General features: G+C 47.4%; 21 protein-coding genes and 3 tRNA genes. 15 read left to right on the forward strand and 9 right to left on the reverse strand.

Features of this window, described 5'->3' with window-relative positions; all coding sequences use genetic code 11:
* Positions 1-128: 128 nt before the first annotated feature.
* The 3 genes from ACIDITHRIX25_RS80345 to ACIDITHRIX25_RS80355 all read right to left on the reverse strand — a co-directional run bounded on the left by ACIDITHRIX25_RS80345 (position 129) and on the right by ACIDITHRIX25_RS80355 (position 4,642).
* Entirely contained in the window at positions 129-3,104 is a 2,976-nt protein-coding gene (locus tag ACIDITHRIX25_RS80345) for a hypothetical protein (RefSeq protein WP_201733442.1), read from the reverse strand.
* A 32-nt stretch (positions 3,105-3,136) separates the two neighbouring features.
* Positions 3,137-4,102 carry a hypothetical protein gene (locus ACIDITHRIX25_RS80350; protein ID WP_052604978.1) on the reverse strand — a complete coding sequence of 322 codons (966 nt, stop codon included), beginning with the start codon at positions 4,100-4,102 and terminating at the stop codon, positions 3,137-3,139.
* A gap of 228 nt (positions 4,103-4,330) precedes the next feature.
* Positions 4,331-4,642, reverse strand: a complete 312-nt coding sequence (locus ACIDITHRIX25_RS80355; protein ID WP_052604977.1) for a DUF6112 family protein — start codon at positions 4,640-4,642, stop codon at positions 4,331-4,333.
* Between the two features lie 137 nt (positions 4,643-4,779).
* Between ACIDITHRIX25_RS80355 and ACIDITHRIX25_RS80360 the strand changes: the two genes are divergently transcribed.
* Genes ACIDITHRIX25_RS80360 through ACIDITHRIX25_RS80370 form a run of 3 tightly spaced genes read left to right on the forward strand, consistent with a single transcriptional unit; the run spans position 4,780 to position 7,048 of the window.
* Positions 4,780-5,838 carry a sensor histidine kinase gene (locus ACIDITHRIX25_RS80360; protein WP_201733443.1) on the forward strand — a complete coding sequence of 353 codons (1,059 nt, stop codon included), beginning with the start codon at positions 4,780-4,782 and terminating at the stop codon, positions 5,836-5,838.
* Positions 5,835-6,548 (forward strand): response regulator, encoded by a 714-nt coding sequence (locus ACIDITHRIX25_RS80365; protein WP_052604975.1) that lies wholly within the window; start codon positions 5,835-5,837, stop codon positions 6,546-6,548. The genes ACIDITHRIX25_RS80360 and ACIDITHRIX25_RS80365 overlap by 4 nt, the downstream gene beginning before the upstream one ends.
* Positions 6,545-7,048 carry a Fur family transcriptional regulator gene (locus ACIDITHRIX25_RS80370; protein WP_201733444.1) on the forward strand — a complete coding sequence of 168 codons (504 nt, stop codon included), beginning with the start codon at positions 6,545-6,547 and terminating at the stop codon, positions 7,046-7,048. Before ACIDITHRIX25_RS80365 ends, ACIDITHRIX25_RS80370 begins: the two co-directional genes overlap by 4 nt.
* Before the next feature lie 252 nt (positions 7,049-7,300).
* On the opposite strand, the gene ACIDITHRIX25_RS80375 is transcribed toward ACIDITHRIX25_RS80370, so the two are convergent.
* From ACIDITHRIX25_RS80375 to serS, 4 genes are all read right to left on the reverse strand, one after another.
* On the reverse strand, positions 7,301-9,049 hold the full coding sequence (locus ACIDITHRIX25_RS80375) for a glycoside hydrolase family 25 domain-containing protein (protein ID WP_201733445.1): 1,749 nt from the start codon (positions 9,047-9,049) through the stop codon (positions 7,301-7,303).
* A gap of 137 nt (positions 9,050-9,186) precedes the next feature.
* Entirely contained in the window at positions 9,187-9,597 is a 411-nt protein-coding gene (locus ACIDITHRIX25_RS80380) for a succinate dehydrogenase hydrophobic membrane anchor subunit (RefSeq protein WP_235347644.1), read from the reverse strand.
* Position 9,598: 1 nt separating this feature from the next.
* Positions 9,599-9,997, reverse strand: a complete 399-nt coding sequence (sdhC, locus tag ACIDITHRIX25_RS80385; RefSeq protein WP_052604972.1) for a succinate dehydrogenase, cytochrome b556 subunit — start codon at positions 9,995-9,997, stop codon at positions 9,599-9,601.
* 150 nt (positions 9,998-10,147) lie between these two features.
* Positions 10,148-11,458 carry a serine--tRNA ligase gene (serS, locus tag ACIDITHRIX25_RS80390; RefSeq protein WP_201733446.1) on the reverse strand — a complete coding sequence of 437 codons (1,311 nt, stop codon included), beginning with the start codon at positions 11,456-11,458 and terminating at the stop codon, positions 10,148-10,150.
* 27 nt (positions 11,459-11,485) lie between these two features.
* Between serS and ACIDITHRIX25_RS80395 the strand changes: the two genes are divergently transcribed.
* The 12 genes from ACIDITHRIX25_RS80395 to ACIDITHRIX25_RS80450 all read left to right on the forward strand — a co-directional run bounded on the left by ACIDITHRIX25_RS80395 (position 11,486) and on the right by ACIDITHRIX25_RS80450 (position 22,297).
* Positions 11,486-12,439 carry an ABC transporter ATP-binding protein gene (locus ACIDITHRIX25_RS80395; RefSeq protein ID WP_201733447.1) on the forward strand — a complete coding sequence of 318 codons (954 nt, stop codon included), beginning with the start codon at positions 11,486-11,488 and terminating at the stop codon, positions 12,437-12,439.
* Positions 12,440-12,687: 248 nt separating this feature from the next.
* Positions 12,688-13,416 (forward strand): ABC transporter permease, encoded by a 729-nt coding sequence (locus tag ACIDITHRIX25_RS80400; RefSeq protein WP_052604968.1) that lies wholly within the window; start codon positions 12,688-12,690, stop codon positions 13,414-13,416.
* A 390-nt stretch (positions 13,417-13,806) separates the two neighbouring features.
* Positions 13,807-14,766, forward strand: coding sequence for a COX15/CtaA family protein (locus ACIDITHRIX25_RS80405; RefSeq protein WP_201733448.1), 960 nt, complete (start codon positions 13,807-13,809; stop codon positions 14,764-14,766).
* Positions 14,767-14,864: 98 nt separating this feature from the next.
* A complete protein-coding gene (gene clpS, locus ACIDITHRIX25_RS80410) occupies positions 14,865-15,158 on the forward strand; it encodes an ATP-dependent Clp protease adapter ClpS (protein WP_052605005.1) in 294 nt (97 codons plus the stop codon).
* Between the two features lie 20 nt (positions 15,159-15,178).
* Positions 15,179-15,655 (forward strand): DUF2017 family protein, encoded by a 477-nt coding sequence (locus tag ACIDITHRIX25_RS80415; protein ID WP_052604966.1) that lies wholly within the window; start codon positions 15,179-15,181, stop codon positions 15,653-15,655.
* A 433-nt stretch (positions 15,656-16,088) separates the two neighbouring features.
* Positions 16,089-17,738: a Gfo/Idh/MocA family protein gene (locus ACIDITHRIX25_RS80420; RefSeq protein WP_201733449.1), complete on the forward strand. Its 1,650-nt coding sequence runs from the start codon at positions 16,089-16,091 to the stop codon at positions 17,736-17,738.
* Between the two features lie 134 nt (positions 17,739-17,872).
* On the forward strand, positions 17,873-18,847 hold the full coding sequence (locus ACIDITHRIX25_RS80425) for a Gfo/Idh/MocA family protein (RefSeq protein WP_052604964.1): 975 nt from the start codon (positions 17,873-17,875) through the stop codon (positions 18,845-18,847).
* An 880-nt stretch (positions 18,848-19,727) separates the two neighbouring features.
* The gene (locus tag ACIDITHRIX25_RS80430) at positions 19,728-20,591 is read left to right on the forward strand and encodes an alpha/beta fold hydrolase (RefSeq protein ID WP_201733450.1); all 864 of its coding nucleotides are present in this window, start codon (positions 19,728-19,730) and stop codon (positions 20,589-20,591) included.
* A gap of 28 nt (positions 20,592-20,619) precedes the next feature.
* Entirely contained in the window at positions 20,620-21,891 is a 1,272-nt protein-coding gene (locus ACIDITHRIX25_RS80435) for a CysS/YqeB C-terminal domain-containing protein (RefSeq protein WP_201733451.1), read from the forward strand.
* Positions 21,892-21,966: 75 nt separating this feature from the next.
* A tRNA-Glu gene (locus ACIDITHRIX25_RS80440) sits at positions 21,967-22,039 on the forward strand.
* A gap of 87 nt (positions 22,040-22,126) precedes the next feature.
* Positions 22,127-22,201 (forward strand) — tRNA-Asp (locus tag ACIDITHRIX25_RS80445).
* Positions 22,202-22,221: 20 nt separating this feature from the next.
* Positions 22,222-22,297 (forward strand) — tRNA-Phe (locus tag ACIDITHRIX25_RS80450).
* A 92-nt stretch (positions 22,298-22,389) separates the two neighbouring features.
* On the opposite strand, the gene ACIDITHRIX25_RS80455 is transcribed toward ACIDITHRIX25_RS80450, so the two are convergent.
* Positions 22,390-22,611 (reverse strand): hypothetical protein, encoded by a 222-nt coding sequence (locus tag ACIDITHRIX25_RS80455; RefSeq protein WP_201733452.1) that lies wholly within the window; start codon positions 22,609-22,611, stop codon positions 22,390-22,392.
* A 173-nt stretch (positions 22,612-22,784) separates the two neighbouring features.
* Positions 22,785-24,194: an NAD-dependent malic enzyme gene (locus ACIDITHRIX25_RS80460; RefSeq protein WP_052604961.1), complete on the reverse strand. Its 1,410-nt coding sequence runs from the start codon at positions 24,192-24,194 to the stop codon at positions 22,785-22,787.
* Positions 24,195-24,323 lie beyond the last annotated feature (129 nt).

A 24,323-nucleotide genomic window follows, 5' to 3' on the forward strand; every position in this document is an offset into this window, starting at 1 on the left:
TCATGAGCCCAATTCGACTCGTTAGGCAGCCAAGCCAAATAGCGCTAAATCACAAAGTGGGTACTTTTATCTAAGCTCAGGGGGCTCCTTCGGCTTGATTTAGGCAATTATCATTCTGAAAGGTTCTTTTAAAAGAACGAGAAGGAACGAATTCGATTGATAAGCTCGGCCTGCTTACCAACTTCGAGGGCGACGCTCATAGACATAGCCTCAAAGGTCTCACCTATTGGCCGTCGGCCTTTTGGGTTCTGGCTCTCGATAAAAAGGCACGAATATTCATAACCAACATGCCCGTTCAATAGGTCAATGTCAAGGTCATCAAGGCCAACCGCACGCATATCCTTGGTTCGATTCGCAATAAAGCCTCGGTCTCTTGAAGCCATTAGATCTGCGGTCCCCTTGGCTCTTTGGCTTCGAATCGAATTAGCCATCTTCCTTTTGCTAACCGGACGCATAAAAATCACCAAAGCATCAAGTGAGCTTGGGAACCTAAATAGCCTAAGAAAGTCACCAGGAAATAGCCTCGATGTGGCCATCAACCGTAACCTCCATATCCGAGATCCTCCCTTGGAATTTGATATCGCCCCAAATCTCTCTGATTCACCTCCACATTGGGAGTCACCATCGCCTAGATACCGCTCTATCTCAATCAACTCCCTGGCCCCAACCAAATAGGATTGAGGAAGGTCTGAACTAAAACACAACTTCTCGAGAGCGTCCACCATGGTCTTAGCAAGGAGACTCGAGACTACCCGAGATCCAAGATCATCTCCTTCTGCCACCGAAGCGACTTTGGGTGAATCCCCTGGTGAATCCTTGGACGACGAAGCATCGCCTTTGAACAAATTCTCATAGTTTGCATTTTTATCCCTGGAGCTACCAGAGGTCGCCGGAGGATCAAAGACCTTATCTTTGGCCTTTGTATTGGGTGGCCCTATGGGATAATTCGACCTGGTAGGTCTCTTCTCGTCGAAAGAGCACCATTTGACACCGACCATAGGGGATGCTTGGGGCGGTGCTTCACAAGCCAGACCCAGAGGATCCAGCTCCATTTCATCCAGCTCCATTTCATCCAGCTCCATTTCGTCCAGCTCCATTTCATCCAGCTCCATTTCATCCAGCTCCATTTCGTCCAGCTCCATTTCATCCAGCTCCATTTCGTCCAGCTCCATTTCGTCCAGCTCGTCTAAATCGATGCCAGTAGAGCTATCACAATCTGTGTGACCATCGAGCAAAGAGGAACTTGGAACCAAGGCGTCCTCGGCGACATCGGTCAAAAACGAAGATAATCTCAGGTCAGCCTCTCGCTTTAGATCAGAGTTATCACGGGGAGACTTGCGCCATCTGCTGTAGCTTTTCTTGGTGCTGTAGTTTCTCCTGGAATTTCCGCTACGGCCTCGGTCTCTCAAAAAGAGGTCGGCTCTTCGTTGGTCCTTAGCGGCTTTTGAGAGATCCTTTCTTGCTGGAGCTCCTTGACTTCTTGGTAGTCGTCTACCTTGGGTACTGGAAGTTCTTGAATCAAACCCACTAGTAGATGAAATGCCAGCGGAATCCAAAGGACTCTTATTATCAGGCCCACCAGGTTTAGGGGAGCTAAAAACATTCAGTCCAAAGTTACGTGGCCGATTTGAGCCAATATCGGTTATAGCTCGAGAGGAACCCCTCTCAAAATTGCGTTCAAAGAAAGGAGGCAACCTAGCCGAGAGGGCAATAAAACTACTTGGGCCGCCATAGCTTGATATGATCGTTCGATCCAGCTCATTCAATTGATCAATTAGGTCGAAGGGAGTTGCCCCTTGGGATAGATCTGGGTCAACCTCAACTACAGCCTCAGCTTCCTCAGGGGAATATTGCCTGAGAGGTGCTATAAAATCGCCACTAAAAGCGCCTGGGTTGTCATCGCTAGATCCCCTGTGATGGCTGGCATTGCCTATCGAATTCTTCTTAGAATCGTTGGAGCTATATCCTCCAAATCTTTCAGTACAATTGGCAAAAGTTACCATTGCGATCTCCATCTCGGCCAACTTTAGGGTGGACAAGTTATCCAGCGCATCACAAAAACGCTCGGCACGCTCGCCTAGCTCCAAAGAGCCCAAAAGATATGGGGTTACATTCGCATTTACATGGGCGATGACTACGATTCGAGATCTCTCTTTGGAATATAAGTATCCAACACCACTCTTGTGATCACCAAAGATGAACCTTCCTTTGCCATCCAACCCAAAGCTAAAGACTCCATCGGCATCGCTCATGTGATTAGCAGAAGTTCGCTTTGGCTGATCGTAGCCACCGTTTTCTTCTGCTACCTCTTCTGCTACCTCCTCTTCAACCAAAGCGTCAGCGCCGCCATCCAAAGTCTCCCTTGGTGGTTGCCCATGGGCCAGCGCCTCAATTTGGTCTTTTGAACTATGGAAAAAGCGGCGCGACCTTCGATGGTCAAGATCACCTCTTGGTTCCAAGTCCCCATCACGACGCAGCCAATTCGTCAATGACTCCGCTGGGACCGTACCATCCATCGGCAAAAGTCGCCAAGGTGATCTCTCGGACCCATTAGATCTAAGCCGTCTAAAGTGCGAAAGGTCGAACAATCCACCTCGATGACGCCCGATATAGCTTCGATCTTCACCGTGATGCATAGCTGTGAGGGGGCTTTTGGATTGAAGACGACCGCCAAACCCTAGGCTACCTCCAATTAAAGCGAACTTCCCCGTCTGAGATCTTTGACTTCGAGGGCCCCTGTTAAACCTGTCACCTCCTGCTCTGTCACCTGCCAATCGCTCGCCTTTTATCAGGACAAAAATAGTGAAAAAGTAGCCCCTAAGTCTCTTGAGTGAAAGACAGTATTTGACGTATCGAATTCCAACCCCTAAAAGAGGAAGACCTCGACTTCGAAAGCCAATCAAGGACGAAAACAAGAGCGTAATAAGTCCTGCTCTTTCTATCGAAGCTAGAGAACCAAGCGATAAAAAGACAAAGCCGCCTAGAAGTGGTCCGCAAAGAACTAAGATTCCAATCGAATAGCGATCTACTACCATTCGATAAGGTCTCAGACTCGAGACAAAGTAACGTCCTAATTGATCATTGCGATCACCATTGGTGCTCATTATCCCCTCCCATCGGCGTCGAGATTCGCTTTCTAATTTTTAGTTCCTGGATGCAGAGCTACCCTCGATGAATATCCTTCTAGATCCACCGAAGAGCGAGATCGCCCTTTGAGGTGTTCAGATCCACTCTTATAGATCTTTGAGGCCAGATGAAGAGCCCTCATCGGAGCCGCCTCGATCCCTGGAGTAACTGGATTCTCCAATCCAAGGAGGAGTCGAACCAGAAGAAAAGGAGAAACAACAGATAGAACTAAAATTGCAGTACCAGAGATGGCCAAAGAAAAAGATCCCCTGGAAGAAGAGTTCCCCATCGCCACATTTAATCCAAGACCCATCGCAATTACTATCTTGGATCCAACCACTCCACCTAAAAGAAGGAGAAGGCGAAAGACAAAACTTCGCAACTTTGGATTTATTGAGAGCGCCAGTGCTATCGGCATCAAAGCGACCACCAAATAGATGAGAGCCGCTCTAAGAGATAGCTCTAAGTAGGTGAGACCAGCAAAGACAAAATAGAAGAACTGAAGAAAGAGCTCTAGGAGCGCAGGTGGCCCGGACGTACCTTTACTCAAGACCCCTTTTGGTAGGCCACTGCTGGGTAAGGCCATTGAAAAGGTAGAAAAGATCCAACCCGAGATGGAGTCAGCCGCCCTCATTCCCAGAGTCACAAACGAAAGGAAACCTCCACTTCCAACTCCAACCACAGGAAGTGCAATTACGATCTTTTTGATAGATTCATAGGTTGTTCCCGAGATTACCGCCATAGCCACCCCTGACAAGAGAGACAGCAGTGCTATCAGTAACCCGACACCAAAGAGACGTTGGTAGGGAACCCGAAACCAACTGGAATTCAAGGTTGGGTCACCCATGCTTGAAATGGATTGATAGAGATGCCCCGAAAGAAAGGCATTTGACTTTATCAATTGATCTGTGATCGAACGGCCTATGGAGCTAATAGCACCACTGACAATCGAAGAAGCAAAAGAAGCTATGAGCATCGAAAATCACCACTTCAGAGAATGCAACGCTAGATAAATCACTAGCCATTTATTGAGGCTCTAATCAGAGCAATAAGCAAAAGCGCTCTCTTTTGTACAAAAACCAAAGACACTCTCACAAAAGAGCTGGTCTAAATCTGTGTCAAAGTGCTATTCACTATCAAAAAATCCAAGGACTCTTTGAAAAGTAGACAGCCGACAGAGTCTTTCAAAAAAAGACACAGTCTTTCAGTGCACGCCTTGTCCAAGATGAAAGAAAAAATTTATCAATGCAGGAGCGGCCCCGACTACCACCGCAGCGGCTGCGGATGTGCCGAGAGTCTTCTTTCCGCTGTAGGTTTGTTGATAGTTGCCAGCATGTGCACCTAAAGCCCACATAGCTGCTCCGACCAAAAGACCCACAAGAGACAGAACTAAAGCCCACGCCGCAATTCCATTTGCGATCGATTGAAGCGCAGCCGAACCAGGCAATGAGGAGATGCTAGGAGTGATAGATACGTCGGCAACCAGTGCGATAGAAGTCCGTAGGAGTTCTCTCATAACTCAATTATAACATGTTTCATGCTATTTCATTATCTAATAGCACTTTTGTTTAAATTCATATTGCCCATCGTGTGACGAAAGAGTCACAACTGCCTATAGTTTTGACGTAGGGTTCCACTGAGTGAGAATGAGCTATGGACGACTCGATAGAAAATATTGTTAGCGGCGGCAACGAAGATGAGCTGAGATTTGAGGTCGAGAGCCTAAGAAGTGCACTCGACAGCGTCTCTCAGGCGGTATTTATCCACGATAGCAGTGGAGGTACCTACTTTGCCAACCAAGTCGCCAAAGAGTTAGAAAATGCGCGCCACGAAGAGGCCGGGCTTATGCGTGCTATCAATGAAGCCGTTGATAGTGCACTGAACGGTCGCTTCAAAGAGCAGAGTTTTTCAATCTTTGGACCTCCAAAAAGAGACTTTATAATTAGGACAACCTCGGTCGGTGAAAGATTAGCGCTAGGCGTCATAACCATCGTCGATGATTTAACTGTGCGAAATCAATTGGACACCATTCGCCGAGACTTCGTAGCAAATGTTAGCCACGAACTTCGAACACCCATCGGAGCACTCGGCCTTCTCGCGGAGACCTTGGCGTTCGAAGATGAACCAAGCGTTCGCCAGCGGCTGGCCAATCGAATTCAAAATGAAGCCTTTAGGGTCGCCAAGATAATCGACGATCTCCTCGACCTCTCAAGATTTGAATCCGAGGGGGCAGCATCGATAAGTAGGGTTTCAATGCCCGAACTTGCCATGGAGGTAATCGATCAAATAAGTCCCGCCGCAGAACTCCAGCGCGTAACTATCGATCTACGATTGAATAGTGAAGATACTTACGTTCTAGGCGATCGAGGACAACTAAGATCAGCGCTGACAAATTTAATTGACAATTCAGTAAAATACTCCGAACCCAACTCAAGCGTATTGGTAGAAATATCACAAAATAACTCAACCGTAACCGTAGCAGTCGTCGACCATGGAATCGGAATTCCCCAAAAAGATATAGAACGGATCTTCGAACGCTTTTATCGCGTCGATCAAGCCAGATCGCGACAGACCGGTGGAACAGGCTTGGGCCTTTCGATAGTTAGGCACGCCATAAGCAATCATAATGGCACTATCGAGGTGGATTCCCGCGAAGGAGCTGGGTCTACCTTCAAAATTCACCTCCCAATCGAACCAGGAGCCAATCAATGAACAAGACCCTCACAACCGTACTCGTCGCCGAAGACGAGGAGTCATTTATTGACGCAATCACCCTAGGCCTTTCGAAAGAGGGCATGACTGTAGCCGTAGCCCGTGATGGAAGAGAGGCGCTCGACCTCTTCGCCTCAGTAAATCCTGATGTTATATTATTAGACGTAATGCTCCCCAAGCTCTCTGGGATCGATGTATGCAAGACAATTCGAGCGACTAGCCAGGTACCCATAATCATGGTGACCGCACGAAGCTCGGAATTAGATACGGTAGTTGGCCTAGAAGTCGGCGCCGACGACTACGTTGCAAAGCCATTTCGAATGAGAGAGCTTACGGCTCGAATCCGGGCTGTTCTTAGGCGCTCACCTAACGCTATCGACTCAATTGAGATCGAGGACATGATTGAGATAGGCGAGATTGTGTTGGACACCGCCCGCCACGAACTACGTGTTGCCCAAGTCCCTGTGGCGCTACCGCTAAAAGAGTTCGAGCTGTTGGAGTTACTGATGTCGAATCCCAATAGAGTTATGACACGAGATATGATAATTGATAGGGTATGGGGCCCTTACCACACAAGCGATACCAAAACCCTTGACGTTCACATCAAGAGACTAAGAAGCAAGATCGAACCAGACCCATCAACCCCAACCTACATCAGTACCGTTCGTGGACTCGGCTATAGATTCGAATACAAACAAATGAACAAATGAACAGCGACTCAAGGGCCAGCCTTTTCTCCGAAAAAGAATCCGTAGATCCTGCTGCGCGAATTCGCGCAGCAGGAGCACGTGTTACTCCGGCGAGAATGATGGTTCTTGAGACAATCATTCGGTCCAATGGGCACCTTAGCGCAGAAGAGATCTTTAGCGCAGTTGGAGCCATCAATTCAGAGATTCACCTGTCAACTATCTATCGGGCCCTCGAAACACTAGAAGAGATCGGAATCGTTGAACATGTACACCTTGGCCATGGGAAGGCGATCTATCATCTCTCAGAAAACCTCCACCAACACTTAGTCTGTGAATCGTGCGGCTCTACCTTAGAGGCACCACCGGATCTAAGCGCACGCTTAGAGCTTGAACTCAGTGCTCGTTTAGGATTTCATATCCGGGCATATCATTTTTCAATTCTGGGGATCTGCCAGAAGTGCTGGAACGAAAATAATTCAACTGAGAAATCGAAACAACCCCAAGAAGAAGAGACGCTTTGAATTGTCGATTCTAGCTCGATTCGACGATTCTCCCCTAACTCATAGCGACCGATTTGCGCCCAGACGGGCTCATATGCGAACTACCTAAAGATCAGGCGCTTTACAGATTGTCCTTTGGCCAAGTTGAAAAGCCTCAAAGGTCTCGAGACTAACGAGACTTGCATCTAAGACAGATTCTGCCTTAGATGCAAGGCAACCTAAGGCAGAATAATAAAATCAAACTAAAAATCAGAAGACTAGCAAACTATTCTTCTAGCAAGCAGTATCGCCATCTATCTGACGCGGCGAGCCATTGACCCCCGAAGCATTGACGTAGGACGTCTGCAACAGCCAAACTGGCCCACCCCCAAATTGCTTGGTTGGATCGGTGCAGTAGGAAGAGCCAGAGGCTCCAGCAATCCAAGTTGGAACTCCGGGTGAATAACTACCAGCAATTATGTGAAATTGATATGCGGTTGAGTAGATCCCACTTTGATGACCGGTCGATGCTAGGTAGGCCAAGGCGCCCGCAATTACATTTTGATTGGCAATAGCATTAGTCCCCCAAAGTCCCGGCGTTCCATACTCGACATCAACCCACCAGAGCGGAGAGTTGACCCCCTGGGAATTCGCCCAAGCAACACCAGCACTCATTAAATTCCAGCCCCAGTTGTAAGATTGACAATTTATCGCTGAGGGATTCGCGACATTTGCAGCACAAGAGGCTTCCGGTCCACTAAGAGTATTCGTAGGGTCAACGATTTGAGAAGGGGCCGACCAAAGCGGAGCGAATAGTGAAACCGTCGCACCTTCATTCTTTAAAAGTGAGACCTCAGAAGCTAAACAAGGATTGGTGGTCATGGCATTAGAAAGAGTGCCACCAAATCCTTGGGGGTCCGAGTCAAAGTATGCGCCAACTACACCAACACCGGTAGTCGGAACAGACGCTAACGCACTTGGTCCACCAGGAGTTGAACCCACACATTGAAAGGCGGAGAGATCAACGCCCGTGGCACCGGTTGTATATGGATCGAGAGATCCCGTAGAGGAGATCCCAACGATCGCAGCATTAAGCGACGTTCCGCCTTCAGAGCCAATATAGGGCGCATTAAAACTGAAGATTCCACCATCTGAGGCAACCAACCAATAGCCTCCTGTTGTTGGATCTGCAGCCATTCCAACGATCGGCTTATTGAGAGTTATATTTCCAGTGGAACCGTAGAACACCGCGTCACCAAAGGTGAAGATTCCACCATCTGAGGCAACCAACCAATAGCCCTTGCCATCTGGAGTAGCAGCCATTCCAACGATCGGCTTATTGAGAGCGATATTTCCGGTGGAGCCGTAGAAGGCGGCGTCACCAAAGGTGAAGATTCCGCCATCTGAAGCAACCAACCAATAGCCCTTGCCATCTGGAGTAGCAGCCATTCCAACGATCGGCTTATTGAGAGCGATATTTCCGGTGGAGCCGTAGAAGGCGGCGTCACCAAAGGTGAAGATTCCGCCATCTGAGGCAACCAACCAATAGCCCTTGCCATCTGGGGTAGCAGCCATTCCAACGATCGGCTTATTGAGAGTTATATTTCCAGTAGAGCCGTAGTAGGTGGCGTCACCAAAGGTGAAGATTCCGCCATCTGAAGCAACCAACCAATAGCCCTTGCCATCTGGAGTAGAAGCCATTCCAACGATCGGTTTATTGAGAGTTATATTTCCAGTAGAGCCGTAGAAGCCTGCATTACCGAAGGTGTAGATTCCACCGTTAGCACCAACCAGGTCGTAGGTAGGAATTGCACCTGCAACCGTGGTTGAAACCTTGGCCGTGGCAAGCTTTGAGAAGTTAAAGGTCGAATGCCCAGCGTTGCTAGATAAGTTACTAGATAAGTTACTAGACGAGTTACCAGACAAGGATGAACTGCCTAAAAGACTGATCGAACCCGTGGCTTGGCCAATACTTAAAAAAGCTAGGAGAGCTAGCAGGCTTACCAAGCCACGGCCACGGTTGAAGTCGAATAAACGTCGCATTCTTTTCCCACTTTTAGCTAATCATTACCCGCCTCCGAAGAAGTATTCGGGGCTTTCTACGCAATTTGTCACGCAATAGATTAGCCACCGAATCTAAATTCAAAACACCCGGATTAAAATTAGCTAAAAATTTCTCTCTACAAGGTACCTTTATAGGTCACTATGGTGATCGTACCAAGAACAAAGAGTGCAAATGAGAGGGAGTAGATGGCCGCCTTTGTAAAGGCTCTGCGCCTTGGAGTGCGAATGTAGTCATCCATAATAAAACGAAGCCCATTATTACCGTGAAGAAGACCAAGTGCCAGCAAGAGCCAGTCAAAGACTCTCCAAAGCGGATTGGACCAACGCTTGGCCACAAATGCGACGGTGGTCTGAGTGACATCGGTAAAGATGTGCGTCAGGGAAAAATGAATCAATGCCAAAAAGAAAAGGACAAGGCCGGAGATTCTCATGAAGAACCAAGACCAAGTCTCGAAGTTCTGCTTTGATCGACGACGAGGCGTTGAACTAGAACCTTGGGATGCGTCGTTCATCGGTCTAACTACCATATCAGCCCACACTCCCTGTAAAGAATGGCCTCAAAATAATAACGCCCCCAACAACTGTTAGTAAGAGAGATAAAGATAAGATCCCGACAAATACTCTTTTCTCATTCTTGATCGCACCCGGGAAAAAGTCAATCATGATAACGCGCAACCCATTGAGAGCATGATATAGAAGTCCAAAGAGAAGACCAACTTCAAAGGTACGTAAAACCACGTTGCCATAAAGTCGATGAATCGAATTGTAGATACTCGGATAGTTGATGGTTGAGATGTCTATTACATGCAAAAGAATAAACATCAAGACCAAAAAGCCAGTTACTCGATGCAAAACAAAGGCCCATTGACCCGTCTTGCCCTTATACATAGTCGAGCCGGAACTCATTTTGGGGACCTCCGAATCCACTTGTCTCCCCACATAGTGGTGGATACTACAAAGAGAGCAAAGCCAACAACGCTGAGGCTTACCACTCCTAGACCAATAGAAAACATTATCTGTGCCATATTCACGTCATAAAAACTATCGCGAATTCGCGCTTAGCTCAAACTGAAAGGGCTATTTTGGGACAATGTTTTGAATTCCGCCCATGTATGGCACCAAAACGAGCGGTATTGTAACACTCTCGTCCTGATTTCTATAAGTCTCTATCAGCACCGCAAAGACTCTGGCCCACGCTAGAGCCGACCCATTCAAGGTATCGACATAGGAAACCTCGTTGGTCGAAGCATCCCTAAAGCGTATATTTGCCCTACGAGCTTGATAGTCACCGAACCATGAGACCGAGGAGACCTCTAACCAACGGCCAACGCCCGGGGAATAAGCCTCTAAGTCGAAGGTCCTCTTGGCCGAAGCGCCTATGTCACCTGTGCATAGGTCTAAGACTCGATAGGTCAACCCAAGAGATTGCAGGATACCCTCGGCTCGTCGCAACATATCCATAAAGACCCCTTGGCTATCCTTTGGGTTCGAATAGACCATAAGTTCAACCTTATCGAATTCATGAAGACGCAAGAGTCCTCGGGTATCTCGACCAGCCGAGCCAGCTTCGCGTCGAAAACATGGGGTCGCAGCCGTCATTCGAATTGGGAGTTCTTCACTTGGAAGTATCTCATCGCGTGCCATTGAGGTAAGTGGAACCTCAGCCGTTGGAATGGCCCAAAGATCGTCTCGCTCCATTTGATAAGCATCTTCAGCAAATTTGGGTAGATGGCCAGTTGAGATCATGGTCTCTCGTTTGACGAAAGTCGGGGGTCGGACCTCTAAAAAGGCATCGCTATGAGCATCAAGAGCAAAGGAGGTTAAGGCACGCAACATGCGTGCACCTGCTCCCTTGTACATTGGAAACATACTCCCCGACAATTTTGCAGCTCTTTCAAGGTCCAAAATTCCCAGCGCAGCCCCAATCTCCCAATGTGGAACCTTTTGAGCTGGCTCATAATCAAGGTCCACCTCTACAGTGGAATGGCCCGTCTTTGGACTCCAATATCGAAGGATTACATTGTCTTTCTCGCCTTGGCCAATTGGGGTATCAAGTGATGGAACGTTTGGGATAACCAGCCAAAGGTCCCGTCGAGCGTTTTCAAGCTCTGAGACCTCCTTAGAAAGCTCCTCTAGGGCCTCACCATGTGCTTTTGACTCTTCCTTCAGCTCCTGTGCGAGGGCGGTCTCTTTTTGCCTATAAGCCTCTGCGACGCTTCGAGAGAGGTCATTGATCACTGCGCGAAGGGAGTCTCTCTTGGAAACTGAACTTCGCAACCTTAAATCTATCTCTAGCAATTCGTCTACTACAGCTGTATCTATTCCACGTCGCGAGAGCAATTCTTTTGTCTCGTTGGGATTTTCTCTTAGCGCTCGAATGTCGATCATCAAAAGTAAAGGCTAGCTTCTATTAACGTGTCAACAATCGAAGTTAATGACCTTTGGGTCTCATATGCAAGCAAAGAAGCGGTCCGAGGGATAAGCCTCGAAGTAAACGCTGGTCAGGTTATAGGAGTCTTGGGCAGAAATGGAGCTGGCAAGACCTCCACTGTCGAGGCGATCGAAGGGTATCGACCCATTGCCAAAGGTAAAATCACAATCCTCGGTCTAGATCCAATTCAAGATCGCAAAAAACTATTGCCTTTGGTGGGGGTGATGCTGCAAAATGGAGGCGTCTACCCAAGAATGTCACCTCTCGAGGTTCTAAAACTCTATTTCGGATATTATGACGATCCGATCCCAGTTGAAGAGCTCATAAGGCTGACCGACCTCTCTCGCGCCCAAAAAACCCCATATAGGCATCTTTCAGGTGGCGAGCGCCAACGACTCAGCCTCGCTTTGGCCCTAATTGGAAGGCCTAAAGTGCTCTTTTTGGATGAGCCAACAGCTGGGGTAGATGCAGGCGGGAAAGGGCTGATTCGACAAGCGATATCGACATATGCAAGTCAGGGGGCTGCCATATTGCTCACCACACATGAATTGATCGAGGCAGAGCGCATCTGCGATGAGATAGTCGTCATAGACACCGGAGAGGTAGTTGCAAAAGGAAGCGCCGAGCAGTTACGGGAGAGATACGGAAAAAGTGCGATCACCTTTCGCCTCTCCAAAAGCATCGATGTGGCCGAGATCTCAGCCAAGATAGGCGCGGAGGTAACTGAGCTCGAAGATCTCTCATATTCAGTCGATCCCTCGGCTTCCCCTTCGGTCATATCACTACTAACCTCGGCAATCTCGCAGTTGAATGTGGAGATAAAAGAGCTAAATGCTGGAAAGTCCTCACTCGAAGAGGTCTTTATCGGGCTAACCGACCACCTCGAAGCCAATAGTGATAACGCTAACCAATCAAAAAGAAGACGAAGGCGATCCTAGGTAATGTAATCTGGCGCGATCTAATCTTTATCTGGTGCATCTAGCGCGAAAGATCAAGACAAATCGACCAGGTTCTAACCCATGGACAAATGATCGATTATCCAGTGATCGATTATCCAATGATCGATTATCCAATGATCGATGGGCCAGACAAGGGGCTGTCCTTAGCTAGAAGCCAATTCGATCCTACGAGCCCAGAAATAAAAAATCATAAACAACCAATACAAAGTATTTAGGAGAGATAACAATTGACAGGGCATCCCTATAAGTCTCAGGCAAGAGCAGAGATAAAACTAGCTCTAACACAATATGAATCGTTGCTTGTAACTTTTTTCATACCACTACTTGCCCTAATTGCATTCGCGAAGATCCTCAAGATCTCTTATATGGGCTCAAGCCGAATCAACTTTTTGGTCCCCGGCACGATAGCAATAGCAATCATGGCAACCGGCATGGTCTCTCTGGGGATCGCGACCGGTGTTGAGCGCAGCTACGGGGTTCTAAAGCGCTTAGGAACAACCCCGCTTTCGCGCAGCAGTCTCCTTGGCGCGAAGATTACTGCAGTAGGGGTAATCGAGGCAATTCAAATCGTTCTAATCTTGGCGTTGGGCATCGGCCTTTCTTGGAGCCCCTCCATGAACATAGCAGAATTTGTAATCGCGGTAATATTGAGCAGCGCTACGTTTGCTGGAATTGGATTAATCATGGCAGGCCGATTGAGTTCTGAAGGCGTATTAGGAGCAGCAAATGGCACATTCCTATTCCTATTGTTTTTTGGTGGAATGATTATTCCAGTTACCTTGCTTCCATCTCCACTTGCCGACCTAGCTAAAATACTCCCCGCATATGCAAGCGCGCACCTTCTCTTTTCCACCACAACAAACGGGGTGAGCGGGACCCTCGGTGCCTGGATAACTCTAGCCATTTGGGCAATTGGTGCTCCTGCCTTAGCAATTAAACTCTTCAAATACGAATAAACCACGGCTACTTATTTTGTTTTACGCAATCACCCAAAAACTCACAAAACCCCCAAAGAGATCAAAGACCTATGCTTTTTTGGGGGCAGTCGAGTTAGACCAACGCCACACGGACCAATAGAGCGGGCCAGCAGATCCAGTACATTCCAGTAAATTAAAGATCAATAAAACCAACTGCAACCAAAGTCTCAAAAGACAAACAAAGACTACCTAACGATCACTGGGCAAACAAGTAGGTCAAAAATAACTTTGGCGGTGCCGGCGTCACTCACATGCGGCCCTTTCTAGTAAATGACGATCTATCTAAAGTCGATCCACCACGGGAACCTTGTTGAGGTTTGGGGAGACGATGTACCAAAGGGCCAAAAATGGTTTAGCCTTTAAGGTGTGTTGAAAAAATGGCTAACTGAGTGGAAAGTTTCTCCGGAACTTTATAAAAAACTGTCCTTTTTCGCCCTAATCGGCCTCTCTCTGATAATTGTCTCAGGTGGAGCAGTCCGGTTGACTCAGTCTGGATTAGGGTGTCCGACTTGGCCCAATTGTCAAGGTAACCAGCTAGTGGCTCAATTTTCATTTCACCCAATGGTCGAATTTACCAATAGGATCGTGACGATATTTCTGACAGTAGCGGTGATGATAGCTACAGCAGCAGCCTTCTTCAGAAAGCCATTTCGTCGCGACCTTGCATGGCTATCAATGGGAATGGTCGGCGGCCTTTTGGCTCAGGTTGTCCTGGGAGGGATAACCGTTCTAGAAAAGCTCGCACCCCCCTTTGTAATGGCCCACTTCTTGCTCTCTCTCGTCTGTGTGCTCGACGCGATAATTCTCTACTATAGGGCTAGCGGATCGCAAGATAAGCCAACCAGAGTTGTGACCAAAGAGGTAATGTGGCTTGGAAGAATCATCCTGGGTGCTCTTACCTTTGTTGTGGTAATTGGAACAGCCGTCACAGGTTCAGGGCCGCATTCAGGTAGCCCTCTAGCTAAGCGACTGCCATTTCCGCTACGCGACGTTGCTCAACTCCACGCTGACGGTGTGCTCTTTCTAATCGGCTTAACCCTCGCCATGTTGTTTCTCCTGCACCAATCCAATGCCCCCGAAAACGTCCTCAAACGAGGAAGAGCGTTGCTTTGGCTAATGGCAATCCAAGGAGCAATTGGATATACGCAGTACTTTAGTAATCTTCCTGCCCTCCTAGTTGAGTTTCACATCGCCGGAGCAGCTATCCTTTGGATTGCTGTCTTATGGTTCAACCTAACGCTATTCGATAGGGGCGAGATGGACAAGGGACCAAGTGACGACGAACCCTCTGAAATAACCTCAGATACCCTAAGCAGCTTCGGATCGTAATAGATTACAAAGATATAAATGGGATCGCGTTCCCAAGATCTCCTGAAATATAAAAGAGACAGAAGAGACTATAGCGATGCAATCGAATGGAAGTTTTGATGGCTACACTAACAATTACTGAGGAGAAAATCGACACTTCTAGTTTGAATGCTCTCGATAGCTCCTGGAGAGTCGTCCTTTGGAATGACCCTATAAATTTAATCTCCTACGTAATCTTTGTATTACGATCAACATTTGGCTATTCACTCGAAAAAGCTACTGAATTGACGATGGAAGTCCACAACCATGGCCGTTCGATCGTATCTAGCGGCAAAAGGGAAAAAGCTGAAGCTGACGCCCATAGTTTGCACCAATTTGGACTTTGGGCAACTTTGGAAAGAGAACCGGCATAAATAGTGTTGAAACAGCTATCATGACAATTCCCAGCGGACCTATCCGACGAATCGGACCCGAGCTTTTTGAAAACCAGCTTCGCGAAGAAGAGATTGAGCTTTTATCTCTCCTTCCTTCGCTAGTGGAAGAAGCGATTGAGATGAACTCACCATATGTGGCACGTATGTTTCCCCCCACCTATCCTTTCGATGCCGTAGCACAGTCAAAATTCGAAAAGACCACCGGAGATTCACTAGTTGAAAAACACAAAGTTATGCTCGAAGGCTTCACATCTAGCCTTCACAATAAGCAACTGAACTTTGCAGACCTAGCGATTTGGGTTGGGGCAATTAACGATATTCGCCTTCTACTCGGTACAACTCTTGACGTCTATGAAGGCATGGAGCCACCTGATCCGAGTGATCCGACCTATCATAATTTTGTCATTTACGACTACCTCGCATGGCTCCAAGGCTCAATATTAGATTTTCTGGGTAGTCAATTTAGCGACGATTAGACAGTCGCCAGATAGTCATTCAAGGTGTTTCAACTTTAATTTAGCCCCATGACAACAGGCGTCTCACCCAAAGCGCCAGATACAAGGAAGCAATACCTACTTAATTTCGTTATCTAACAGACTATAACTTGAGCAATGTAGACCTAAAGGCGACAAAGATAAGCTACGCGAAACAATTTCAGGAAGATGAGATGGTATCGACCCTTCCAAAGAAGAGTGACTATGAATAACCTCGAGAATTTGCAGAACTAGATCGAAAATAAAGGATCAATCTTCCGGCCCTAGGGCATAATAATACAAAAACAGAAATGCCCGATACTTCGACGATCTAACAGCCCAGCAACGGGTCCCAAACTGAGAACTATTCCTGGTAGTTGAATAGAACTATTTCAATAAAGGCAAAAAAACTATTTCGAAATGAAAGGAACCAATCTTGAGCTCTCTTCCCAAGATAACAGAGTCCAAAATTGCAATCCACGCCAAGAAAGAAGGCGAGAAAGCAAGAAAGTATTGGTCAGAGATCTTTTGTGGCTCCGCCTGTCTCGTAGCGGTCGATTCGCTCGGCAAGTGCAGTGGCGACAACTTTGATCTGGTAGTAATTAACGATTCACAAGAATTGGCTCCCGAGGAATTGCTCCTCTTGGAAAAAATGGCCAGTGATACCACCCATTTTTTGGTGGTTGTTGGATCCGGGGATTTAGAGACCCCATCGCTCTGTGATCTACTTGGAGCCGAAGGTACAATTCCGATAGCGCATGCAGAATGGTATCTAAAATCCATAAATGCACAAAACCAGCCAATTGAAGTGGCAATTTACGGCAAATTCCATGAGATAATGCCAAAGACTGATACAACTACACTAGCCAGTATCTCAGTTGGATATCGAGATCGACCAGCCCTAATTGGTCGAGGTAACATTTTTACCTTTGGAGTTGATATCGACCTTGATCAAAGGGTGCAGAGACAACTTTCACGGGCCTTCAAAGAGCTCATCTTCAAAGACAACACCTCCAACGTAGGGCCATTCGGCGTCGGTGTGGCTGGATATGGACCTTACGGCGGCATGGGACACTACCATGGCAGCGCATGCAATGCCACCCCACATCTAAAGTTCGTAGCAATCGCTGAGCCCAATCAACAAAGACGTAATTCCGCAAAAGAACAATTTCCAAAGATTCAAACCTATGAGAGCGCCAAAGAACTGATCGAAGACGATGAGGTAGATATCGTCATAATCGCAACTCCACCAATTACCCATTTCGAACTAGCCAGTCAAGCGCTAAAGGCTAAAAAACATGTCGTAGTTGAAAAGCCAATGTGCCTCAAGGTCTCCGAAGTCGATGAGTTGATTGAGCTAGCAAGGCTAAATAACGTAGTGCTGACCATCCATCAAAATCGAAGATTCGACGCCGACTACTTAGCCCTCAAAGAGCTCATCGAATCGGGAACGATTGGCGAGGTCTTCAATATAGAAACCTTTGTTGGCAGTTTTGAACATCCATGTCGCGCCTGGCATTCAGATCAGGAGATCTCTGGAGGCGCCGCCTATGATTGGGGATCACATCACATCGATTGGATTCTTCAATTCTATGGGACAACTCCATCACACCTCTTTGTCAACTCCCATAAAAGGGTCTGGCACGACGTGACAAACGCCGACCAGATTACGATTTCAATGGCATTTCAAGATGGAAAAGAAGCCAAATTCATACAAAGCGACGTCGCAGCCATCCGTAAACCGAAGTTCTATGTTCAAGGCACGAAAGGCACCATCCAGGGTTGGTACCGACCACTCGCAAACGACGTTGTTGACTTTCCATTCGGCTATCGAAGTGAAAGATTTCACCATGCGGAAGCGCCTGTGGACTTCGAAGTCGTACAGTACGCGATAGACAATCAAACCCGTTCATATAGAGTTAGCCCCACAGAGGTAGAGCCATTTGAATTTCATCGAAACTTAGCTGCCCACCTGGTCAATTCAGAGCCGTTGGCTATCGTGCCATCTAGTGTCCGAGGGGTAATTGAGATCCTTGAGGCCACACAGAGGCTATCCAACTCGAAAGAGCATTACGTCCAAATATAAAGAGTTAGAGTTGAGTTGCCCTCAGCAATAGGACAACTCAACTAACATACCCATATCTCAAAGCCCTTTTCGGGCCATTCCGGGAAGACAAACTTTAGACGACAGGCGGAGATCTACCTAGAAAAGGGGAAAAGGTGGCAAGAAAAATCAAATGGGGAATTTTAGGTGGCGCATCTTCCATTGCCAACGAAGAGATAATTCCAGCGATTCTAGAAAGCTCCACCTCGCAGTTAGGTGGCTATGCATCAGCTTCTGCTAGATCACCACTTCCACTCGATGAATTAGGAGTGCCAAGATTTACTGACTACCAATCGCTAATCAGCGATGGCGAACTCGACGCTCTATATATTGCATTGCCTAATTCATTGCACCACAAATGGATAATCGAAGCCGTCAACCATGGCGTCGCTGTTCTCTGTGAAAAGCCCCTTTGCATGAACGTAGCTGAGATCCAAGAGATCTCTCTTGTCTCTCAGTCAAGAGAGGTGTTGGTCGCAGAGGCGTATATGACCCCCCACCATAACCGAGAGATAGAGGTTCGTCGCCTGCTCAAATCGGCCCGTATAGGAGAGCTAAAAGATTACCAAGCTACCTTTGCCTTTACACTTTCCAATCCCAACAACTACAGATGGATAGATCACCTTGGCGGAGGCGCCCTTCGCGATGTAGGAATCTATTTAATTGACCCAATCGTTCACCAATTGGGGCTTCCGTCGGCGATCGAGGTCAAGAGTGTGGCTATGAAAGGTGACGTAGACGCAGACATAGTGGCTCAACTTATATACACCCAGGACGTAAGCGCGACTATCCATGCATCCTTTATCGCCAAGGAGAACCTCACCCAACGATTCACTGGAACTGATGGATCATTATGGATCGATAATCCATTTTCCCCAGCGCTTGAAGATGTTGAGATCCATATCGAAGAAAAAGCTTCCGGCGAGCTACAGACCATAAAAACAACACCCGGGAGTCTCTATGGAGCTATGATCGAAAACTTCAACTCTGCCCTCCTCAATGGAACCAAATTTTCTCGCACTTTGAGTGAATCGATACAGGTTCAAGAGGTAATCGATCAAATTCTTTCAATCGCTAAAGCAAGTATTTAGCCTCTTTGCAAGCTTGTCCCAGACAATATCCCATTCAATGAAGAAGTTGATCAACAAATTATATACTTGATAGATTTGACTGACTCACTGCAAATCTATCCAATTTCATACGACCATATCGCAGCACCACTAAAAACGAGACATAGATATATATGTCTTCACATTATTGGTGTAACGCAGGATCGATACCATAGCAGTTTTCAATCAAATTGATTGCTCTATATCTACATAGAGACGTTAGTTTCAGTTATCATCTCGGAAATTCTCCGTAATATATTAGATGTAATCGCACAACATAGGCGGATAATAGATGAGAGTCATCGAGTTCATGGGGCAGCTCCGACAAAAAGGCTCGGCTAAAAAGAAGCTTTCAGATCAGAAGAAGCCAGATCAATGATCTATCCGTTGAAATGGTCCCTTTGTGGACATGAAATAAAGATCGCCAAAAGAAATTGTCTGGATTATCGATCAAAGTTGCCATAACGAAAATTTAAAAACCTTTGAGACAAATAATACTAGTTTTCAAAAAATATATCAATTAAAAACCAAGCATTTATGGCGGATTATGCAAGAAAAATATGTGCCTTTAATGTTTAAATGGCGCGGTTGATATTGCGCGGTTGAAACAGCACGGATCAAAATTCATCAACACTATTTCCCTCGTGTTCTCGGGTTATTGCTTATCTTCATAGCTAACTCTTGTCTTTAACCTATATCTCTGGTCAAATCCATCTTGTGCATCTTGAGGGTGACTATTAAGACGGAAAAATAAAATAAAGTACCACTTCTGGCAATACTACATCTCTTGGAGAATTCTATATATAAAGGGTAAATTCAAGCCTTCGGAATTACAAGTCAAACCAGAGGGTTAAAGAGATTTGTGAAGGCTGAAAATATCAAAATAAACGACGATCTCACCATGGCGATCATCACCAGAGGAGATCCTCCGTGGGACTTCGTCTTAATCCACGGTTTGGCCTCCAACGCTCGCTTATACGACGGTGTGGGTGAATGCCTAGAGGCCAAGGGGTACTCCTCTATCGCGATCGATCAACGAGGCCATGGAATGTCCTCCAAGCCCAACTATGGATATAGCACCGACCAGACAACCCAAGACTTATTCGACCTATACAGTCACTTTTACAGCGGCGATACACATACCAACCCGGTCTGGGTGGGTCAATCCTGGGGCGGTTCCGTAGTTGTAAACTTTGCAAATCGCCACCCCGAATATGTCGATGCCATAATGGCAATCGATGGCGGATTAATCGATATGAAGTGGAACTTCCCAACCTACCAAGAGGCTTCCAGCCTCCTTTCACCACCGGAGTTAAGCCATTTATCGCCTAGCCAACTCTCTTTCATGATTAGGAAATCTCACCCTGGTTGGAGCGACCAAGCCATCGAAGCAACCATGGCGAATCTAGAGATCGACCACGATCAAAGGGTAAGGGCACGCTTGAGTCGCCAAAATCACATGACAATTCTGCGCGAGTTATTTGACTACGAACCAATGAAAGAGATTGCGAAGTTATCGGTGCCAGCGCTCTTTTTAATGGCTCAGCCCGCAAAGCCCAAGGGCGAACAAGACCTCCAGAGGGCTCAAGAGACTCTAAGTCACCTCAAAGATATTCAAATCGAGACTATTGAGGGAGCAGACCATGATATCCATGCTCAGATGCCCCAGGTGGTAGCTAACTATGCAATGGGTCTTTTGGGCCTAACTCGACAGAGCCACATTTGAATTCAAAGAGAAAGACTGGAGTTATAAATTGAATCGTCGGATATTGATTCTTCTCGGATCTGGTGAAACATCACCGACAATGGTAAAGACCCACCGCGAGGCATTTAGCGCATTGCCTAAAAACTACAAGGCAGTGATGCTCGATACACCTTTTGGCTTCCAAGAAAACGCTCCAGATATCTCGGCCAAAGCAATCGATTACTTCCGTAGCTCGATAGGCGCCAAGGTGGCACTCGCCTCGATGCGTTCGGCGACGGAGGCCTCCGTCCTTGAATTGGAAAATTTTGCAAACACACTAAGAGATGCAAACTACATCTTTGCGGGGCCCGGAAGCCCCACCTATGCCCTGTCCCAATGGGCTAAAACCCCAATCGCCTCGATTCTAGAGGACAAAACAATCAACGGTGGAGTCGTCACATTTTCATCGGCAGCGGTGCTTACGCTAGGTAGATATACAATTCCGGTCTATGAGATCTACAAGGTTGGCGAGGCGCCAAATCTAAGGGATGGATTGAACGTCCTTTGGGCACTTGGTCTAGACGTTCTTGTGATTCCACACTTCAACAATGCCGAGGGAAACAACCACGACACCCGCTACTGCTACATGGGTGCTTCGCGCCTGCGGATCTTAGAGAGCCAAATGAACGCGACCACCGCAATCGTCGGAATCGACGAACATACCGGAATCGTAATCGACCTAGATCAAAATCAAGTTGAAATCGTTGGCCTTGCCACGGTCACGATAATGCGCCATGGATCGACAAAGATTCTCCGCGCCGGAGACAAGATGAGATTCGATGAATTTTCAAGTTACATACGTGAAATAGCGAACAAGACTCCCGCCTTTGAAGAGAGTGAACCTATAAAACCTGAGGCCTTCTTCGAGGCACAACAGCCCAATGGGACTACTTCTTTGCTTATTGACTCCCTCGCAAGACATGAGGAGAGATTTAGTGTAGCACTAAAGATGCGCAATGCGAAAGAATGCTTGAACGAGATTCTCGAACTAGACAAAGAGATCTTCGAATGGGTATTTGACACCCTTGAATCAGACGAAATAGACAAAGCCAGAACATCGATGCGCTCTATGATATCGCGACTAGCTCCGATCCTAGAGAACGGATTCCTTACCAAGTTAGATCACCTTCGGGGTGCGATCGAAGCCCTCGTAGAAGTTAGACAAACCTCCCGAGAACAAAAGCGATGGAGCGATTCCGATCTAATTCGAGATCGCTTGGCCTCTATAGGAGTCACCGTTACAGATACGTCAAATGGTCAGGCATGGGAACTTAAAGAGTGAAAGCAATTATTATTTGACCAAAACATAGGCTATCTCTTGTTAGAAGTCGCACTAGACTGTCTTGCTGTACCTAATGCCCCCATCGTCTAGCGGCCTAGGACGTCGCCCTTTCACGGCGGTAACACGGGTTCGAATCCCGTTGGGGGTGCGTTATTTACAATTTGTTGCAAGGTTAGGAAACTATTGCGCTAAGATATAGTTTCCTGCTTCGCAAGGAAGTTGGTAACGTAAGTTAGGACCTGTGGTGCAGCTTGGAGTGCACGCCGGCCTGTCAAGCCGGAGGTCGCGGGTTCAAATCCCGTCAGGTCCGCTGGTGGTTCTAACCGCCTTGGTCGGGTAGCTCAGTTGGTAGAGCACACGCCTGAAAAGCGTGGGGTCACCGGATCGAAACCGGTCCCGACCACCAATTTGATCAGCCCGAATGCCTAACTTTTGGGCTCGTCAAAGCAAAATCATAAAAGCCAAAACCTTGGATCTCCTTCTATTTCCACCTTCTGATCAAACGACCCCTGTAAGCCCCAGCCCTGTAAGCCCCAGCCCTGTAAGCCCCAGCCCTGTAAGCCCCAGCCCTGTAAGCTCCAGCCCTGTAAGCCCCAGCCCTGTAAGCTCCAGCCCGTAGATCAATCGATTTCGCCTCGAAAAGCTAGCCATCACACCTCCTTGAATCGAAACAATTAAGGTCCAATAATGGCTCGAAGTCGCCGGGGCCCTTCGATGCAATCGACGATCCTTGATATTGCGCTTATTTTTATTCACCAAGAGATTAAATAATCAAGAGCCTCCTTCGAAGTTAAACCTTCGAAGGAGGCTCTTGGTAAATTCCTATCAACAGCTAGTAACTACACAGCTAGTAACTACACAGCTAGTAACTACACGTGGCCAATAGGTAGCATCTAGATGCGATCCAACCGGATCACGCCATCTAGTCGAGCGGCTTCGGCAACGGCCTGTGCAACGCGAGGGGCAATGGATTTATTGAAGACGGAAGGAATTATATACGACGGCGACAGTTCACCATCTCCAACGCTAGAAGCGATAGCGTTGGCTGCCGCTAACTTCATCGACTCGGTAATAGCCATCGCTCCTGCATCGAGGGCGCCTCTGAAGATTCCAGGAAAACAAAGGACGTTATTTATCTGGTTTGGATAGTCGCTTCGACCCGTGGCTATGACCGCAGCTACCCCCTCAATCTCCTCAGGGAGAACCTCTGGATCTGGATTCGCAAGTCCAAAGACAATCGGGCGACTCCCCATCTTCTGAACGTCGCTACGCTCTAGGAGCTTTGGTCCCGAGACACCAATGAATACATCTATCCCCGCAATCACATCCGAGAGAGAGCCGTGACGTTTGTTTTGATTGGTATTTTCTCCCAGCCAATCCTTGGCCCCGCCAAGGCCTTGACGGCCATCAAAGATCGCTCCGTGGCGGTCTACGACGATGATCTCTGGAACGCCTGCATTCTTCAGGATTTTAGCAATTGCCACCCCAGCAGCTCCAGCTCCCGCAATGACGACTGAGATCTCGGTGATCTTTTTGTCAACAACAATTACCGCATTTCGAAGTGCTGCTAGAACTACAACGGCAGTTCCATGTTGATCATCATGAAAAACCGGGATATCTAAACGTCGCTTCAGCTCCTCCTCGACTTCAAAACAGCGAGGAGCTGCAATATCCTCTAAATTGATTCCCCCAAAAGTTGGCTCCAACATCTCGACCGCTTCAATTAAAGCTTCAGAGGTAGCGACGTTCAAACAGATAGGAAAGGCGTCGATTCCCCCGAACTCCTTAAAGAGCTGCGCTTTTCCTTCCATCACTGGCATAGCTGCATATGGGCCGATGTTGCCGAGGCCGAGCACCGCCGTACCGTCGGTAACCACAGCCACGCAATTCGCTTTGATCGTGTAGTTATGGACTTCAACAGGCTTTCTGGCAATTTCCAAGCAGACCCGAGCAACTCCGGGTGTGTAAGCCATAGAAAGATCATCACGATTTTTAATAGGACTCTTGCCTACAACTTCAATCTTGCCCTTTTGGTGCATCCTAAAAGTTCGATCCATAACACTTTGAACGTGCACTCCTTCTACAGCTTCGACTACCAAGCGAATCGCTTGAGCGTGATCGGGATCGCTAGCAAGGATCGTGATGTCACGCACGATTGTGTCAGAGTTAGCCTCAATGAGATCAAGGCCCAAGATATTGCCACCGGCCTCGCCGATCGCAGTCGTAAGCCGACCCAATACGCCGGGTCGATGATTGAGTTCAGCTCTAATTGTTACAGAATGTGAGACATTTGGTATAGTCATAGCTTCCTACATTAGCCGAATCACAATCTTGACTGAGTAATTTATGATTCTATTTGCCTTAGGACACCAAGCAATTGCAGCTACAATGCGCCTAGAAGGGGATTTTGACCTATATTATCACTAGCGAAG

This window comes from Acidithrix sp. C25, from assembly GCF_904848545.2.